The 16,560-nt window shown below is 58.0% G+C and carries 17 protein-coding genes; 9 read left to right on the top strand and 8 right to left on the bottom strand.

Annotated elements, in window-relative coordinates; genetic code table 11:
- Nucleotides 1–15: 15 nt before the first annotated feature.
- From MUU53_RS01230 to chrA, 3 genes are all read right to left on the bottom strand, one after another.
- Nucleotides 16–996, bottom strand: a complete 981-nt coding sequence (locus MUU53_RS01230) for a bifunctional riboflavin kinase/FAD synthetase (RefSeq protein ID WP_247259221.1) — start codon at nucleotides 994–996, stop codon at nucleotides 16–18.
- 14 nt (nucleotides 997–1,010) lie between these two features.
- Complete coding sequence (locus tag MUU53_RS01225) at nucleotides 1,011–1,859, bottom strand: TIGR01459 family HAD-type hydrolase (RefSeq protein WP_247259254.1); 849 nt, start codon at nucleotides 1,857–1,859, stop codon at nucleotides 1,011–1,013.
- 123 nt (nucleotides 1,860–1,982) lie between these two features.
- Nucleotides 1,983–3,305, bottom strand: a complete 1,323-nt coding sequence (gene chrA / locus MUU53_RS01220; protein ID WP_247259220.1) for a chromate efflux transporter — start codon at nucleotides 3,303–3,305, stop codon at nucleotides 1,983–1,985.
- Nucleotides 3,306–3,484: 179 nt separating this feature from the next.
- Between chrA and groES the strand changes: the two genes are divergently transcribed.
- Together groES and groL are read left to right on the top strand one after the other, a co-directional pair.
- Nucleotides 3,485–3,781: a co-chaperone GroES gene (gene groES, locus MUU53_RS01215; RefSeq protein ID WP_004109735.1), complete on the top strand. Its 297-nt coding sequence runs from the start codon at nucleotides 3,485–3,487 to the stop codon at nucleotides 3,779–3,781.
- A gap of 72 nt (nucleotides 3,782–3,853) precedes the next feature.
- A complete protein-coding gene (gene groL / locus MUU53_RS01210) occupies nucleotides 3,854–5,491 on the top strand; it encodes a chaperonin GroEL (RefSeq protein WP_062553121.1) in 1,638 nt (545 codons plus the stop codon).
- Between the two features lie 356 nt (nucleotides 5,492–5,847).
- Here groL and MUU53_RS01205 read toward each other — a convergent pair whose 3' ends face one another.
- A complete protein-coding gene (locus tag MUU53_RS01205; protein ID WP_165132663.1) occupies nucleotides 5,848–6,162 on the bottom strand; it encodes a hypothetical protein in 315 nt (104 codons plus the stop codon).
- 246 nt (nucleotides 6,163–6,408) lie between these two features.
- Between MUU53_RS01205 and MUU53_RS01200 the strand changes: the two genes are divergently transcribed.
- Entirely contained in the window at nucleotides 6,409–6,855 is a 447-nt protein-coding gene (locus MUU53_RS01200) for a DoxX family protein (RefSeq protein ID WP_247259219.1), read from the top strand.
- Between the two features lie 84 nt (nucleotides 6,856–6,939).
- Here MUU53_RS01200 and hisG read toward each other — a convergent pair whose 3' ends face one another.
- The 3 genes from hisG to hisS all read right to left on the bottom strand — a co-directional run bounded on the left by hisG (nucleotide 6,940) and on the right by hisS (nucleotide 10,556).
- A complete protein-coding gene (hisG, locus tag MUU53_RS01195; protein WP_247259218.1) occupies nucleotides 6,940–7,635 on the bottom strand; it encodes an ATP phosphoribosyltransferase in 696 nt (231 codons plus the stop codon).
- Entirely contained in the window at nucleotides 7,632–8,756 is a 1,125-nt protein-coding gene (locus tag MUU53_RS01190; RefSeq protein WP_247259217.1) for an ATP phosphoribosyltransferase regulatory subunit, read from the bottom strand. The genes hisG and MUU53_RS01190 overlap by 4 nt, the downstream gene beginning before the upstream one ends.
- Before the next feature lie 246 nt (nucleotides 8,757–9,002).
- The gene (hisS, locus tag MUU53_RS01185; RefSeq protein WP_247259216.1) at nucleotides 9,003–10,556 is read right to left on the bottom strand and encodes a histidine--tRNA ligase; all 1,554 of its coding nucleotides are present in this window, start codon (nucleotides 10,554–10,556) and stop codon (nucleotides 9,003–9,005) included.
- Between the two features lie 164 nt (nucleotides 10,557–10,720).
- Here hisS and MUU53_RS01180 point away from each other — a divergent pair, with 164 nt between their 5' ends.
- The 6 genes from MUU53_RS01180 (at nucleotide 10,721) to MUU53_RS01155 (ending at nucleotide 15,661) form a co-directional block, all read left to right on the top strand.
- On the top strand, nucleotides 10,721–11,470 hold the full coding sequence (locus tag MUU53_RS01180; protein ID WP_247259215.1) for a hypothetical protein: 750 nt from the start codon (nucleotides 10,721–10,723) through the stop codon (nucleotides 11,468–11,470).
- Nucleotides 11,471–11,664: 194 nt separating this feature from the next.
- Nucleotides 11,665–13,446, top strand: a complete 1,782-nt coding sequence (locus MUU53_RS01175; RefSeq protein ID WP_247259214.1) for a di-heme-cytochrome C peroxidase — start codon at nucleotides 11,665–11,667, stop codon at nucleotides 13,444–13,446.
- 145 nt (nucleotides 13,447–13,591) lie between these two features.
- A complete protein-coding gene (locus MUU53_RS01170; RefSeq protein ID WP_247259213.1) occupies nucleotides 13,592–14,035 on the top strand; it encodes a hypothetical protein in 444 nt (147 codons plus the stop codon).
- Between the two features lie 45 nt (nucleotides 14,036–14,080).
- The gene (gene copM / locus MUU53_RS01165; RefSeq protein ID WP_247259212.1) at nucleotides 14,081–14,455 is read left to right on the top strand and encodes a CopM family metallochaperone; all 375 of its coding nucleotides are present in this window, start codon (nucleotides 14,081–14,083) and stop codon (nucleotides 14,453–14,455) included.
- 93 nt (nucleotides 14,456–14,548) lie between these two features.
- Nucleotides 14,549–15,262 (top strand): HAD family hydrolase, encoded by a 714-nt coding sequence (locus MUU53_RS01160; protein WP_247259211.1) that lies wholly within the window; start codon nucleotides 14,549–14,551, stop codon nucleotides 15,260–15,262.
- Between the two features lie 162 nt (nucleotides 15,263–15,424).
- The gene (locus tag MUU53_RS01155) at nucleotides 15,425–15,661 is read left to right on the top strand and encodes a hypothetical protein (RefSeq protein WP_247259210.1); all 237 of its coding nucleotides are present in this window, start codon (nucleotides 15,425–15,427) and stop codon (nucleotides 15,659–15,661) included.
- A gap of 81 nt (nucleotides 15,662–15,742) precedes the next feature.
- On the opposite strand, the gene MUU53_RS01150 is transcribed toward MUU53_RS01155, so the two are convergent.
- Nucleotides 15,743–16,372 carry a DNA-3-methyladenine glycosylase I gene (locus MUU53_RS01150; RefSeq protein WP_247259209.1) on the bottom strand — a complete coding sequence of 210 codons (630 nt, stop codon included), beginning with the start codon at nucleotides 16,370–16,372 and terminating at the stop codon, nucleotides 15,743–15,745.
- Nucleotides 16,373–16,560 lie beyond the last annotated feature (188 nt).

The raw sequence follows: 16,560 nt of genomic DNA, 5'->3' as shown, positions 1-16,560 counted from the left end.
TGAAGGAGCGGCAAGTCAAAACGCAATGACACGATCTACGGGACCAAGCGGCTGGACACCAGCCAGCAGCGCGCGAGCCTCTTCCTCATCCCGCTTCATCTGCTCCACCAGGGGATCGAGCCCATCGAATTTCAGTTCCGGGCGCAGATAGCCGAAGAAGGAAACGGCACAGATTTCGCCGTACAGACTGCCGGAAAAATCGAACACAAAGGTTTCCAGCAGCGGCGCACCGTTATCCGTCACCGTGGGGCGGCGGCCATAGCTCGCGACACCATCATGAATGGTGCCGTCTGCACGACGGAAGCGCACGGCATAAATCCCCGGCTTCAGGCCAGCTTCGGGTGCTATGCGCATATTGGCCGTGGGATAGCCCAGGGTGCGGCCCAGTTTTTCGCCATGCACCACTTCGGCTTCCACCGTGTAGCGATAGCCGAGAAGTCCGGCAGCCTCGGCAACATCGCCCGCAATCAGCAGGTCCCGAATGCGGCTGGATGAAACCACCTCGGCATTTTCGTCGCGGAAAGCATCAACAAGCGACACATCGAAACCGTAGCGTCGACCCGCATCCATGAGAAATGCGGGACCGCCCTCGCGGCCACGGCCGAAATGGAAATCAAAGCCGGTGACCACGGAACTGGCCTGCAGCCAATCGCTCAGAACAGACTGCACGAATTCCTCGGCGGAACGCTTGGAAAATTCCGCATCGAACGGATATTCGATGACCGAGCGGAAGCCCATGGCCTCCAGAAGTCGCGCCTTCAGCGGCGCAGGGGTGAGCCGAAAAACCGGCTGGTCCGGCTTGAACAGCGTGCGTGGATGCGGCTCGAAGGTCAAAACCAGTGCGGGCACACCGCGCTGTTCAGCGATCTCAAGTGCGCGTTCGAGCACGCTGCGGTGGCCGCGATGCACGCCATCGAAGTTTCCGATCGCCACGACACCACCCTTCAGGCTATCGGGCAGCGGCTCTTTCTTCTCGTTTCGGTGAAACACGGTCATCGTTCAGGCACCCACTAAGCCAGCCGCGGCATCCACCATTTCGGCGTCGCCCCTTCCCGCTTCAGGTAAGCATTGAGGATCGCCTCGTCCGTCTGGCCATTGACCGTATATTCAGCGGCGTGAATACCGCCAGAGACGTAGAGCAGGTCGAGACCATAGCTCAAGGCGCCCTTCACGTCGGTCGGCATGCCGTCGCCCACGGCAATGACCTTGGCGAGGTCGATTTCGCCCCTCACCTCGCGCGCTGCCGCAAGGGCGGCCTCATAGATCGGCGAATGGGGCTTGCCGGCAATGCGGGTGGAACCGCCCAGCTGTTCGAAATAGGCGGCAACGGCACCGGCACACGGAATGATGCGGTGGCCACGCTCGACGACCAGATCCGGATTGGCGCAAATGAGAGGCGCGCCCTTCTCAACGAAGCGCACCAGCATGTCGTGATAGTCTTCCGGCACTTCCTTCTCGTCATCGAAGAAGCCGGTGCAGACGATTGCCTCCGCATCCGCCTCGCCGGTCACGTTCACATCGAGCCCCTCGAACAGCGGCATGTCGCGCTCCGGGCCGAGCAGAAACACGTTTTTCGGGCCTTCGGCGATCAGCTTGCGGGTCACATCGCCGGAGGTGACGATCCGGTCATAGGCGCTGTCGGGAACCCCCAGCACGCGCAGCTGGTCGATGACACCCGGCGCCGGGCGCGGCGAATTGGTAATGAGAACAACGGTGAGACCGGCCTTGCGCGCTTCTTCCAGCGCCGTGCAGGCGGCAGGAAAAGCATCCACCCCGTTATGCAGAACACCCCAGACATCGGAGAGGATCAGCTCGTAGCCGGTTGTGATTTCACCGAGGGTCTTGATGCGGTCTGCCATGGTCATCCGGTCTTTTCATGAAAACTACTGGTGCTGACATGGCAAAGCCGGACCGGCTTGGCAAGGAGTTTCAGTCAAGCCGAATGATGCCAGTGTGTTCATGATACGCGTGGCCGGATTGGTTCAGCTTGTAAATACCTGCCAGACGACGCCCGCCAGCGCACAGAAGGCCAGCACTTTCACCATTCCAGCCTGCATACGGATCAAAAGAAATGCGGAAACCAGAAACAGTGCGAGGGCCGCCGGATCAAGGGACGATAGAACCGGCACAAGAAGGCCCGACGCATCCTTTCCCGGCATGGGCGGCAAGAGCGGTATGCGATGCATTTCCTTGAAAAGCACGTGCAAGCCGAACCAGAGCGCCAGATTGCAGATCACGCCGACAACCGCTGCCGCGATGGCCGACAGCGCCGCGGACATGCGGGCATGGCCGCGCAGACGTTCGATGTAGGGGGCGCCTGCAAAAATCCAGAGGAAGCTCGGCACGAAGGTCGCCCAGGCGGCCAGAAACGCACCCAGAATACCGCCGATCACCGGATCGATGCCGTTCACCGTTCTGAAGCCGACGAGATAGCCGATATGGGACAGGACGAGGACAAGCGGGCCGGGCGTCGTTTCCGCCAGCGCCAGACCATCGACCATCTCACCCGGCTTCAGCCATCCGTAATCCTGGACGACAACCTGCGCCACATAGGCAAGCACCGCATACGCGCCCCCGAATGTGACCAGGGCCATCCGCGAGAAAAAGCCAAACAGGGTCGCCAAGGGTTCGAAACCATCGACGAGCCAGAGGATCAGCAGCGGCGATTGCCAGATTGCAACCCAGAACAGCAGGGACAAAATCTGGGATGCCAGAGCAGGCTGCCCTACCCCTGCATCGATCGACGGAGTGACGGGAGCGGTGAACCGGCTTCGCCAGTAACCGAGAAGGCCCGCGCCGAGAACCACAAGCGGAAACGGCAGATCCAGAACGAAGAGAGCGAGGAAGGCGCCGACCGCAAGCGCGATATGAAAGCCTGATTTCAATGTTCGCGCCGAGAGCCGAACCAGCGCCTGGACCACGATGGCAAGCACCGCAGCCTTGAGGCCAAAAAAGAGACCCGTCAGCCAATCGGTCTGTTGATATAGCGCATAGGCTGTGGAAAGGCCGATCATGACGGCGAGACCGGGAAGTACGAAGAGGAGTCCGGCCAGGATGCCGCCACGCACACCCTTGACGAGCCAGCCGATATAGGTGGCAAGCTGCTGCGCTTCCGGTCCGGGAAGCAGCATGCAATAGCTCAAGGCATGCAGAAATCTTTCCTCTGAAAGCCACTGCCTTTCTTCCACCACAGCCTTGTGCAACATCGCGATCTGACCGGCTGGACCACCGAAACTCAACAGGCCGATACGGGCGAAGACCCGCAGAACCTCCGAGAATTCAGGGGTTTGCGCCGGAGTTTCCATCACGGGTTTCGAGGAAGCAGGAAGACGTTCAGAATCGGCCAATTTTTTACGAAACCCGTTCTTGACTCAGCCGCAGCTCAATCTTATCTGTTCGCCGCTAGCACTCGTACAGAGTGAGTGCTAACAACAATGATACGGGCTTCAAACCCGTCAATGTCATTTGATCGAGGGATTAGACAATGGCAAGCACCAATTTCCGCCCGCTGCACGACCGCGTTGTCGTTCGTCGCGTCGAATCTGAAGAGAAGACGAAGGGTGGCATCATCATTCCAGACACCGCCAAGGAAAAGCCGCAGGAAGGCGAAATCGTCGCTGTTGGTTCCGGCGCTCGTGACGAGTCCGGCAAGGTTGTCGCGCTTGACGTCAAGGTTGGTGATCGCGTCCTGTTCGGCAAGTGGTCCGGCACGGAAGTAAAGCTCAACGGCGAAGACCTTCTGATCATGAAGGAAGCCGACATCATGGGCATCATCGGCTGATTTCAGTCGGGACGTTATCCATCACAAGATTGAACGACAGTGAGCTGTAACCGCTCAGAGGAGTTTTAAAAAATGGCTGCTAAAGAAGTAAAATTCGGCCGTACCGCGCGCGAAAAGATGCTGCGTGGCGTCGACATTCTCGCTGATGCCGTCAAGGTAACGCTCGGCCCGAAGGGTCGTAACGTTGTTATCGACAAGTCCTTCGGCGCTCCGCGCATCACCAAGGACGGTGTATCGGTTGCCAAGGAAATCGAACTGGAAGACAAGTTCGAGAACATGGGCGCCCAGATGGTCCGCGAAGTTGCTTCGAAGACCAACGACATCGCAGGCGACGGCACCACTACCGCAACCGTTCTTGCCCAGGCTATCGTTCGCGAAGGCCAGAAGGCTGTTGCTGCCGGCATGAACCCGATGGACCTGAAGCGCGGTATCGACCTCGCTGTTGCAGAAGTCGTCAAGGACCTGCAGGCCAAGGCAAAGAAGATCAACACCTCTGAGGAAGTTGCTCAGGTTGGTACGATCTCTGCAAACGGCGACACCCAGGTTGGCCGCGACATTGCTGAAGCCATGCAGAAGGTTGGCAACGAAGGCGTTATCACCGTCGAAGAAGCCAAGACCGCCGAGACCGAACTCGAAGTCGTCGAAGGCATGCAGTTCGACCGCGGCTACCTGTCGCCCTACTTCGTGACCAACCCTGAAAAGATGGTTGCAGATCTGGACGACGCTTTCATTCTCCTCCACGAGAAGAAGCTCTCCAACCTGCAGGCCATGCTGCCGGTTCTCGAAGCCGTTGTTCAGACGGGTAAGCCGCTCCTCATCATCGCTGAAGACGTCGAAGGCGAAGCTCTTGCAACGCTCGTCGTCAACAAGCTGCGTGGCGGCCTGAAGATTGCTGCCGTCAAGGCTCCTGGCTTCGGCGATCGCCGCAAGGCCATGCTGGAAGACATCGCGATCCTGACCGGTGGTACCGTGATCTCCGAAGATCTCGGCATCAAGCTCGAGAACGTCACGCTCGACATGCTCGGCCGTGCCAAGAAGGTTTCGATCTCCAAGGAAAACACCACGATCGTCGATGGTAACGGCCAGAAGGCTGACATCGAAGGCCGCGTTGCCCAGATCAAGGCTCAGATCGAAGAAACCACATCCGACTACGACCGCGAAAAGCTGCAGGAGCGTCTTGCAAAGCTGGCCGGTGGCGTTGCCGTGATCCGCGTTGGCGGTGCAACGGAAGTTGAAGTGAAGGAGCGCAAGGATCGCATCGACGACGCTCTGAACGCAACGCGCGCTGCTGTTCAGGAAGGCATCGTACCGGGCGGTGGTACTGCTCTGCTGCGTTCTTCCACGAAGATCTCCGTCAAGGGCGCAAACGACGACCAGGAAGCTGGTATCAACATCGTTCGCCGCGCACTGCAGGCTCTGGTTCGCCAGATCGCAGAAAACGCTGGTGACGAAGCTTCGATCGTTGTTGGCAAGATCCTCGACAAGAACGACGACAACTTCGGCTACAACGCTCAGACTTCCGAGTACGGCGACATGATCGCCATGGGTATCGTTGACCCGGTCAAGGTTGTTCGCACGGCTCTGCAGAACGCAGCTTCGGTTGCTTCCCTGCTGATCACGACGGAAGCCATGATCGCAGAACTGCCGAAGAAGGACGCACCTGCAATGCCAGCTGGCGGCATGGGCGGCATGGGTGGCATGGACTTCTAAGTCCAAGCCTTCCAGCATCTGGAATACGGAAAGGGCGGCTCGAAAGGCCGCCCTTTTTGCATTCAGCACTGTCAACGCGACGCCTTAGAGCGTTTCAGGGCTAAATGGAATCGTTCTGCCGTGATCGGTTTCAGTCAGGATCAAGGCTTTTGGCGAAGGGCATACCCGCAAGGTACGGTCGAGACCAAAGCCGCAGGTAATGGCTGAAAATGATCCGGCCCTCCGGGTTTGAGATGGCGGGTCATCTGCTTTGTCGCAGGGCTTGGCCGTATGCTGAGGCTACGACACGCGCCCTTCTCCTCGCATCTGCTCCCGCCCTCTCAAACAGAACTGTTTCCATTTAACCCTGAAGCGCTCTAGTAATAGCCGCGGCCATTGTTGCTCTTCTGGTAGATATTGCGTGACGCACGATCCTGCATGCGCTCGATCTTGCGGCGCTCCTGCCGCGTCACATAGCCATCACGCCCTGCGCGCGCCTGGGCACGATCGATCCTGCGCTGCTGCTGGATCAGACGTTGCGCCTCCCGCGGCGTCAACTCACCCTGGCGCAGGGCGCGATGAATGCGCTGCTCCTGACGATATTCGCGCGCTTCGGAACGATAGGTCTGTGCGAAGACCGGAACCGAAGAGGCCATGACGAGGGCCAGCGCGCTGATAATGATTTTCTTCATGGTGTTTCCTTCCGACGCTTGTGTCTGAGGCGCAGGTTGCCCAGCGCCGCCTGAATGTGAGATGAAATCAGTATTCAGGTTTGCGGTATAAACGCGGCCGGGGCCATCCCGTTCCGATCACGGAATTGTTGTTCGTTAATATCGAACAATTCGTTGCCGTTCGTTCATCTTTCTCGGCGCGATAATCTGGCGCATAGTCACTCCATACAATTTAACGCCTCCCAAGGCCTTCTCTGGAGTCTATCTATGTCCTCGACCAACAATGCGCTGATCCTTGTTGCGCGCATCCTCCTCTCCTTCATCTTCATAACCGCTGGATTTGGAAAGCTGGCCGATCCTTCAGGAACAGCTGGCATGATCACTGGGGCTGGTCTTCCTGCTGCAACGCCTCTTGCCTATCTGGCTGGCGCTTTCGAACTGGTTGCTGGCCTCTTCGTCCTGGTTGGCTTCCAGACCAAACTCACGGGCTTTGCGCTTGCCGCATTCTGCATATTCACCGGCGCTGTCTTCCATTCCGGCACGATTGCCGTTCCGGGCTGGCCTGAAGCCGCTCTCGGCTGGCTGAACACGCTGAACCAGATCATGATGATGAAGAACTTCACGCTCGCTGGCGCATATCTGCTGCTTGCCACTGTCGGCGCAGGCGCCTACTCGCTCGACGCCCGTCGCGGCGTAAAACCAGCGCTGGCCTGATCTTTCGCCTGACCTCCAAGGCACATAAAAAGCCCGCCGGATCGACAAGGATCCGGCGGGTTTTTCCATGCATTCAAGAATGGTTTAGAGAACGCTTCGCACGGCCTTGATAATACGGGCAACGGTCGGATTGCCCTCATGCTCCGGCTTTCGTGCGCGCACGAGACAGGCTTCGGAACGAAGAATAACGCCGTCCGAAAGAACCTTCAGATGATTGGCCTTCAGCGTCGATCCGGTCGTTGTGATGTCCACGATGATATCGGCCTGTCCGGCTGCCGGCGCGCCTTCTGTCGCGCCCAGGCTTTCCACGATCCGATACAATTGAATGCCGTGTTGCGACGAGAAGTGCTGCTGGGTCAGCCGCCAATACTTCGTTGCAATCGCCAGACGGCGGCCATGACGGGCACGAAACTCCGCCGCCACATCGCCGAGATCGGCCATGGTTTCGACATCGAGCCAAATGTCCGGCACAGCGACGATGACATCCGCATGGCCGAAGCCCAGGCGCGCTGCGATCTCCACCCGCTTGTCGGCTTCTGCCAGACCTTCGCGGACGAGATCCTCACCGGTCACGCCGAAATCCACCGTGCCGTTGCCGATCTCGCGCGAGATCTCCGAGGCTGAGAGGAAAGCGATTTCCACATCGTCAAAGCCTTCGACGCGACCGCGATAGGAGCGGTCATTGCCGACGGCGACGATCTTCATGCCCGCCCGCTCGAAGATGGCGGAGGCATCGTCCTTCATGCGGCCTTTGGAGGGAAGCCCGATGGTGATGCTCATCGTGTTACCTCCAAAGATCTTTCAATCCGGTCCAGCCACATGGAAAAACCGACAGCCGGGATATGGTCTTTTGCGCCGAGCAGGGTCAGCATGCGGTCATAACGGCCGCCGCCCACCAGCACGTCATGGCCGCCCCGCACGGTGATCTCGAACACAAGACCCGTGTAGTAGTCCAGCGGACGACCGAAGGCTGCACGCCAGGTGATATCGGCCAGTGAAGCGCCAGCTTTGCCAAGGGCCGCTACGCGGGCATCGAAACCTTCAATCGCTTTTTCCAGCGGGAGATTGGCAGACTTCGCGAAATCCGCCAGCACACCCGGGGCATAGCGAAGCGAGACATTGATGGAGAGGAACTCCTTCAAGGCATCGAGCTTGGTCGCGTCCAGCGAAACGCCCGCCAGCAGCCGCTTCTCCTTGAGACGGCGTACGATTTCTTCCGGCGAACGGCTGGCATTCGTCAGGTAGCCGGTCCGGTCCATCTCATTGGTCAGATGCGTCACCAGCCCTGCCTCGTCCCCGGTGTCCAGCAGAAGCTCGACCTCCGGTGACAGACCCCCCACGGGTTGCGCCTTGGCCAGGCGCGCAATCATGGCTTCCAGCAGATCCGTCTGGCCGAAGGCGCGAACCAACCGACGCTGCCAGCCGGCGGGAAGGCCAAGGGCCGCCACCACCGCTTCGAAGACGGCCTGATCCCCGATGGTCACGGCAAAAGCCTTGTCCGGCAGAACCTTTTGCAGGCAGCCCAGCGCATCGGCAACGATGCGGGCATCGGCGCTGGCTGCATCCCTTTCGCCGAGATCCTCAATGCCTGCCTGGTAGAACTCGTTGGCCCCTTCCCGGCGCTGGCGAAACACCTGCCCCAGATAGGAATAGCGCTTCGGCGTGCCTGTCGCCGTTTCGATGTGGCGCAGGCAGACGGGAATGGTGAATTCGGGGCGAAGACACAGGCTCTCGCCCCGCTCGTTTTCCGTCAGGAAGATCCGCCGCCGCAGATCCTCTCCCGCCATATCGAGAAAGGGTTCGGCGGCTAAAATGACAGGTGTATCCACCCGCGTGGCATTGCGCGTGGCGAAATCATCCAGAATGATCCCGGCAAAATCCGGCATGTCGGTCAGTGGCATATCAGCCTGCCTTCCATGAAAGATCCCCTCTGGGCTGCCGCCCATCTCCCCCACAAGGGGGGAGAAGACTTGGAGCAGGCGTCTAACCCCAACTTGATGTCCCGGCACCCCCCTCTGTCACTTCGTGACATCTCCCCCTCAAGGGGGGAGATCAGCGGGAGTACGCGGCGCTCACCACGAGTCGATCTCCCCCCTTGAGGGGGAGATGCCCGGCAGGGCAGAGGGGGGTAAACCACAGGCATGGGATTAATCACCCTTCGCCCGGTGACGATCCTCGGCCTGCTGCTCAAGGATCTCCTTGACCTTCGCGACGAGCTCCGCTTCCGGCACCACGACCTGTGCAACGCGGGCCTCGCGCCATTCGGTGTTATCGGTAATCTCACCCGACAGACGCTTGCCCTCGATCAGGTCCTTGATCTGTACGACGCCCTGTTCACGCTCGTCGCCGCCCTGAATGATAGCGATCGGAGAGCCACGACGGTCGGCATATTTCAGCTGATTGCCGAACTTCTTCCAGTTGCCCTGATACATTTCGGCGCGAATGCCTTCGTTACGCAAGCCTTGAGTGAAGCGCTGGTAGCGGCCCATGGCCTCGACATCGCCATCCATGACGGTGACGAGAACCGGCGCCAGAATCTCATCCTGCCCCAGCTTGCCAAGGTTTTTCAGCGCCGTCATCAGGCGGGAGACACCGATGGAGAAGCCCGTGGCCGGAACCGGCTGACCCATGAAGCGGGAGACCAGACCATCATAACGACCGCCGCCGCCGACAGAGCCGAAGACGACCTTTTCGCCCTTTTCATTGGTGACATCGAAGGTCAGTTCCGCTTCGTAGACGGGACCGGTGTAATATTCGAGGCCGCGCACGACTGAAGGATCGATCTTGATGCGGGTCGCATCGTAACCAGCAGCGCGCACCAAATCATGTATATGCAACAGCTCAGTTGCACCTTCAGTAGGCACCTCATATTCTACGAGCCGATCATGGAGGTTCATGATAGTTAATCGATCATCGACGGTACTATTTGGACCGCTCCCTTCAGCGCCCCAGCCAAGCGTATTCAACAGCCTCATAATTTGAGCATCATCGAGCCCGGCTCCCTTGGTATGATCACCGCTCTCGTCAGTACGCCCCTTCACGCTAAGAAGCTGCACAACACCAGGAATGCCAAATTTATCTAGCTTGTCTAATGCTCGCAAAACCGACAGGCGCTGACCAACTTTGTCCTCACCGGATAAGCCTACTGCTGCCAACACAGAATCCAGAACCTTCCGGTTATTGACCCGGATCACATAATCGCCGCGCTTGATGCCGAGTGCTTCCAGCGTATCGGCCATCATCATGCACATTTCGGCATCGGCGTTGACGCCCGGAGCGCCCACCGTATCGGCATCGAACTGCATGAACTGGCGGAAGCGGCCCGGACCTGGCTTCTCGTTGCGGAACACATAGCCTGCGCGATAGGTGCGGTAGGGCAGCTGGATCTCGTTGAAGTTTTCCGCCACGTGGCGGGCGAGCGGTGCCGTCAAATCATAACGCGCAGACATCCACTGCTCGTCATCGTCCTGCAGCGAGAACACGCCTTCGTTCGGGCGATCGCTATCGGGCAGGAACTTGCCCAGCGCATCGGTATATTCGAACAGCGGCGTCTCGATCGGGTCGAAACCGTAGCGCTCGTAGACTTCGCGGATCTTGGCGACCATCTCGTTGGTGGCATGGATATCGGCGGCAGTGCGATCAACAAAGCCGCGCGGCAGGCGGGCTTTCAGTTTCTGGGGCTTCTTCTGCTTGTCGCTCATGGTGATCTTCCTTGCCACCGGCACCCTTGAAAATGGCCGGAATTTTGAGCGGTTTCTTAGAGGATGAAGGCTGAAGCGGCAAGGCCGAAGGGGTGGCGGCGCAGCTAGGCCAAGCATATAATTGCATCCTTCCTGGCGCTAACCTGAAAGTTTCGATTGCATCAATGATCCCCGAAGCCCTGCAATATGCGGCAAGCCTTGCCGTCACACCTGCCGACTTTCGCCGCCATGTTTCGTCGTCCGTGCGGCTGTGGGCGCGGGCGAAGCGCTGCAAGCGCGATTGGGCAACGCATGAGGCGAATACGAAATCGCATATTCTTCACGCCGTCTCCGATCTCAGGCAGAGGCGCACCGCGGTCGTGCTCGGGTCCGGCCTCTTGCGCGACGTGCCGATGGATGAGCTTGTCCAAGCCTTCGATACGGTGGTGCTGGTGGATCTCGTTCATCTTGCCAGCGTTCGCGCATGGGTCGCGCTTCGTGGCAAAGGCAAGGTCCGGCTGATCACGCGGGATGTATCGGGACTGGAAGACGCCCTCAAGGGCGCACGAGTGGAGCCGTTGGCATTCCTGCGGCAGGTGCCCTATCTGGATTTCGTGGCATCCACCAATCTCCTATCCCAGATCGGGGTCGGCGCACGGCGCAAACTGGAAAAGAGGCCCGGTCAGGCGGACCTGATAGTACCCCAGTTAATCCATGCCCATCTCACAGGCCTATCCGGACTGCCCTGCAAGGCCTGCCTTGTGACGGATGTCGCCTATCAGGTGACCGACCGGCAGGGAAAGGTGCTGGAGACCGGCGATCTTCTGGCCGGGATCGAAGCCCCTCCCAGCGCCCGTCACTGGAACTGGCCGGTGGTGCCGTTTGGTGAAGACAGCCGGGATTACGAGGCGGTGCACCGGGTGATTGCTGTTTAGAGAACTGGCGTGATTGGCCGCGGCGGTGAGCAGAAAATGTGGCGGCAAACAACAAATTTCATAGCTCTACAATACACTTAGAATTGAATATTCATCCCTGAGGGGATTTTTTATTGTTTATAATTGTAATTTTCAACTTATCATCGCATTATAAGCGTGGCGTTTGTTTTCTACTACGGGTTGGGGATTTTAAAATGACGAGCATATTTATGAGGGGCGCGGTTCTCGCGCTGGGGCTATTTTGCGTAGCTTCGCACCCCGTAAGCGCGCAGGAAATTGTCTACGCAGATCAGGGGAGTGACTGGAACGCAACGACGCGAACGTTGTACTATACGCAAGATCAGGGCTCACGCCTGATTGCGCTGTCATGGATGCAGGCCCTGAAACAACCGGATGGAACGAGCTTCCTTGCAGACGGCTTGCAACGTTATGGCTATCTTCCGATGAACGGGCCGTCGCAGGGACTGCCGGTCGGTTTTCCGGTTACGGGTGCCGCTCCACAACAAATGGTTGGCATGACCTGTTCCGCCTGTCATACCCGTGAAATCGCGGTATCTGGAACGCGCTACCGCATTGATGGCGGTCCGGCGCTTGTGAATTTCCATGGCCTTATGGTTGACCTGAACACGGCGGCGCAGGCCGTTGCGACAAACGCCGCCGCGTTCGACAGCTTTGCCAAGGAAGTACTTGGCACGCAGTATAAGGATCCCAACAGTTTATCCTGGCTGAAAACAGAATTCACACTCTGGGCGCAGCGTTTCGATGCCATTGTCAAGAATGGTGTTCCGCATGAAAACTGGGGTGTGGGGCGCCTCGATGCGGTTGGCATGATCTTCAACCGGTTGACCGGTCTCGATATTGGCCCACCGCCATCCAACCTTCTGGTTGCTAACATCCAGCCTGCCGATGCGCCAGTGCGCTATCCATTCCTTTGGAATGCCGCCATTCAGGACAAGACGCAATGGCCCGGATTTGCGGAAAATGGCAGCGACATACTTGGTCTGGCGCGGAATGTGGGCGAAGTCTACGGCGTGTTTGGAGAGTTTGCACCGAAGAAAGAGAAATGGTCTCTGCTGGGATATGACTATCTGGCGGGCAACTCTGTCAATTTCAGTGGCCTGTCCACTCTGGAAGGATTGATCAAAAAGATGGGCCCGCCGAAATTCCCGTTCCCGGTCAATCAGAAACTGGCCGAAAAGGGCAAGGCTGTCTTCAATCAACCGGGCAACAATGGCTGTGCCGACTGTCATGGCATTAAGCCCGGCCAGCCGAGGCTGCTCAACTCTACCTGGGCCACGCCCCTTCTGGACGTTGGAACCGATAGCCGCCAGTATGACATACTGAACTGGACAGCAGAGACCGGGGTAATGGAGGGTGCACGCATTCCTTTTGCGCATGACACACTGGGCAAGACCGCCTCTTCGCTCGACATTCTGACTGTGAGTGTAGCCAACAGCATTCTGCAATATTACGGCAGCAAGCTGTTCGATCTGCGGGAAGATGCTCAGACACTTTTAGCCGCAGCACCATCCGTGCTGGGGGACATGGCTGATCTGCCGGAAGCGCGCCTACCCGGAACACTTCAGGAGTTGAAGCTGGCCTTCCCAAAGTCGCGCGGTGACAATCAAAAACTCATGACCGCGCGGGCGACTGATGGCTCGACCAACTTCAAGTATGAATCCCGCGTGCTTCAGGGCATCTGGGCAACAGCACCTTACCTACACAACGGCTCTGTGCCGACGCTGGAGGATCTGCTGAAGCCTGCGGCGCAACGACCAACCCAATTCGCCGTAGGCCGGGATTACGATATCAAGAAGGTTGGCCTTGCTGCCACCCAAACCGGCTTGCAGTCAACGACGGTGACGACAGGCTGCGACCAGCGCAATTCCGGTAACAGCCGTTGCGGCCACGAGTTCGGCACTGCTTTGCCGGATTCGGACAAACAGGCTCTGCTGGAATATCTGAAGACGCTTTAACCCATGACTCTATCGCATGATCCGCGCAAAACCGCTGGTCGCTTTTGCGTGGATCATGTTTCAAGGCTTGCGAGAGGAAGACGGAACTCGGCGACGGTTTGCCGAGTCGCTGCCGTCTGACGAACAGATTTGACCGATCAAAAACATGACTGCGAATTCACTTGTCAAAGTCATTCGTGCCATTAGTTTTACGGGTATGCACCGTTTCGCAAAACTCCTCATGCTGCTTGCGCTAACCCTTCAGGGGTTCATGCCAGCCATGGCTATGGCACCGCCGGTCACCATACTGGATAATGCCCCGCGCCATGGCATGAGCCACGAGCAGATGATGGCGACGAAGGCGAGCGTTTCCCACGCGCATCACCAAGCTCTTCAAGATGCGCCGCCTTCGCCGCGGGATAACAGTTGGCATTGTCCGCTTCTGCCCGCCAATTGCACCATGGCGTTCTGCATCGCCTGTACCGCGCTGCCGCCGCCGCTCATCTTCACCTCAGGCCCGATTGCGGCACCGGATAGGCCCGCACCTGCACTGATGTCTCCCATGAGCGACGAAACCCCGCGCCCGCTGGTTCCCCCTCCCCGCGCTTGAGTTGTGTGCCTTCCCAGAACTCAAGATCCATTCAGGAGAAGAACCATGAAGCTCTCAATGCTTTCTGCTGCCATCGTGGCGCTCGGCATCACTGTCACCCCTGCCCTGTCGCAGGACATCAAGATGAAAGGGCATCAGGGCCACCAGGGCATGGCCATGGACAAATCCGCCTCGACCAAAGCCTTCGAAGCGGCGAACAGCAAGATGCACAAGGACATGATGGTGCCCTACACCGGCAAAACGGATGTCGATTTCGTGCGCTCCATGATCCCGCACCATCAAGGCGCCATCGACATGGCCAAGATCCAGCTTCAATACGGCAAGGATCCCGCCATTCGCAAACTGGCCGAGGAGGTGATCACAGCCCAGGAGGCCGAGATCAAGATGATGCAGGACTGGCTGGCCAAGAACGGCGGCTGACGCACTCTTGCTGACCGATTTCGACAATGGCGCGCCCGCGCCATTGTCTCGCGGCAGTCTGACACTACACTCAGGTTCGAAGAGGAGGCCGCCTTGACGATACGCCCAGTCTCGATGATCGGCTTCGATGCCGACGACACGCTCTGGCAGAACGAGCAATATTACCGTTTCACGGAACAGAGTTTCCGTGATCTGCTGGCAGAGTATGCGCAAGGCGAACACGTGTCCGAGCGGCTACTGGAGGCGGAGAAACGCAACCTCGCCCATTATGGGTTCGGCATAAAGGGCTTCACGCTCTCAATGATCGAGACCGCCATCGAGGTGACGGAAGGCAGGGTTCCAAGCCAAACCATCAGCGAAATCCTGATGATCGGGCGCGAACTGCTGAAGCATCCTGTAGAATGCCTGCCGTATGCGCGAGAGGCTCTGGAAAGTCTACGCGGGCAGTATTTTCTCGTCCTGATCACCAAGGGAGATCTGTTCGATCAGGAGCGGAAACTGGCCCAATCCGGGCTTGGCGATTTTTTCGATGCGGTGGAAATCGTGTCAGACAAGACGGCGACCACCTACAGACGGATTTTCGGCAAGTATGGAGAAGGGCCGCAGCGCGCCATGATGGTGGGCAATTCGCTGAAATCCGACATTGTCCCCGCCATTGCCGCTGGCGCCTGGGGCGTGTTCGTGCCGCATGAACTGACCTGGGTGCTGGAGCATGTCGACAAACCGACAGAGGCGCCGCGGTTTCGGGAAATTAAAGATCTGAGAGATTTGGAAAACCTGATCAAAAATATAGATTCCAATATCTGAATCATAACCTGACTTTTTCGAGTTAAAGTCTGCCATTTCAATTCTAGACTGGATACATAGTCACAAGCGAATTTTCCTTTTACATAATTCAGAACAATTTGTTATTGCTTTATGTAATGTGAAGTTACGGTTTCCCCGGCGCTTTTGCCACGGAGGATCGTCATGGCTATCAACATCACCTATGCAGGCTATGGAGTTTGGGAAAAAACTCGCGACGCGACAAGTGAAATTAAAAAGGCCTATGCAAGCGGACAACGGCGTTTTCTTGCGACAAACGATTGGGTAGGCGATCCAGCGCCAGGTGAGCGCAAGTATCTCTATATCGTTTGGGATGGCGGTGGGTTTATGACGTCCGGCGTTGTGGGTGAGGATGACGACCGGGGCGTCAATCTCCCCTGAATTCCGGCAAGAACGAACTTGCTGATTTAAGTGCGAAAGAGACCTGGAGGTTTTCCAACCTCCAGGACCATAGAATAGGCCTTATGGTCGAACCAAATCCGTTCGTAGGGCCTCGGTCTCCTCGCGAATGCAGCAGCCTTCGATGTGGTCGTTGACCAGCCCCATGGCCTGCATGAAGGCGTAGACCGTCGTCGGGCCAACGAACGTCCATCCGCGCTTCTTCAGATCCTTCGACAGACGAACCGAGACCGCCGTCGTTGGATTGGCGCGCAGGTGTTCGAGATCAACGACGGATGGACGCTCCTCCGGCTTTGGCTCATAGGACCAGAAGAAGCGCGCCAGCGAACCGAACTCGTCGCGCAATTCGATGGCTCTGCGAGCATTGTTGATGGTCGAGACGATCTTGCCGCGATGGCGGATGATGCCCGCATCAGCGACGAGACGTTCGACATCCGTACCATCGAACAGCGCAACCTTTTCGAAATCGAAGCTGGCAAAGGCTGCACGAAAATTCTCGCGCTTGCGCAGAATGGTCAGCCAGGACAGGCCCGACTGGAACCCTTCGAGGCAGATCTTCTCGAACAGCCGCCTGTCATCCGTCACTGGGCGGCCCCATTCCTCATCATGATAGCGGATGTAATCCGGCAGGTTCTGATGCCAGAAGCAGCGGCAGCGGCCATCCGGGCCCTCGATAATGCCAGATTTTTCCACCGCGAATCCTCCCCGATCTACAAGCCGCTTCGGTTTAACAGCTATCAACCATGTTTTAAAACCGGCGATTAACCTTGCCGAAAGCTTTCCGGCATTCACGGCATTCGCACCACCCGAAATTTACCATTCGCTTTAATCTTTGGGTCACGGTCGCAGCAAAGCCACTGCCATAGTGAATGTAGGAAGAG

Source organism: Affinirhizobium lemnae, from assembly GCF_022968395.1.
GTDB classification, from domain to species: Bacteria; Pseudomonadota; Alphaproteobacteria; order Rhizobiales; family Rhizobiaceae; genus Neorhizobium; species Neorhizobium lemnae.
Note: the sequence above shows the minus strand (reverse complement) of the source record. Positions and strands in the feature narration are given on the sequence as shown.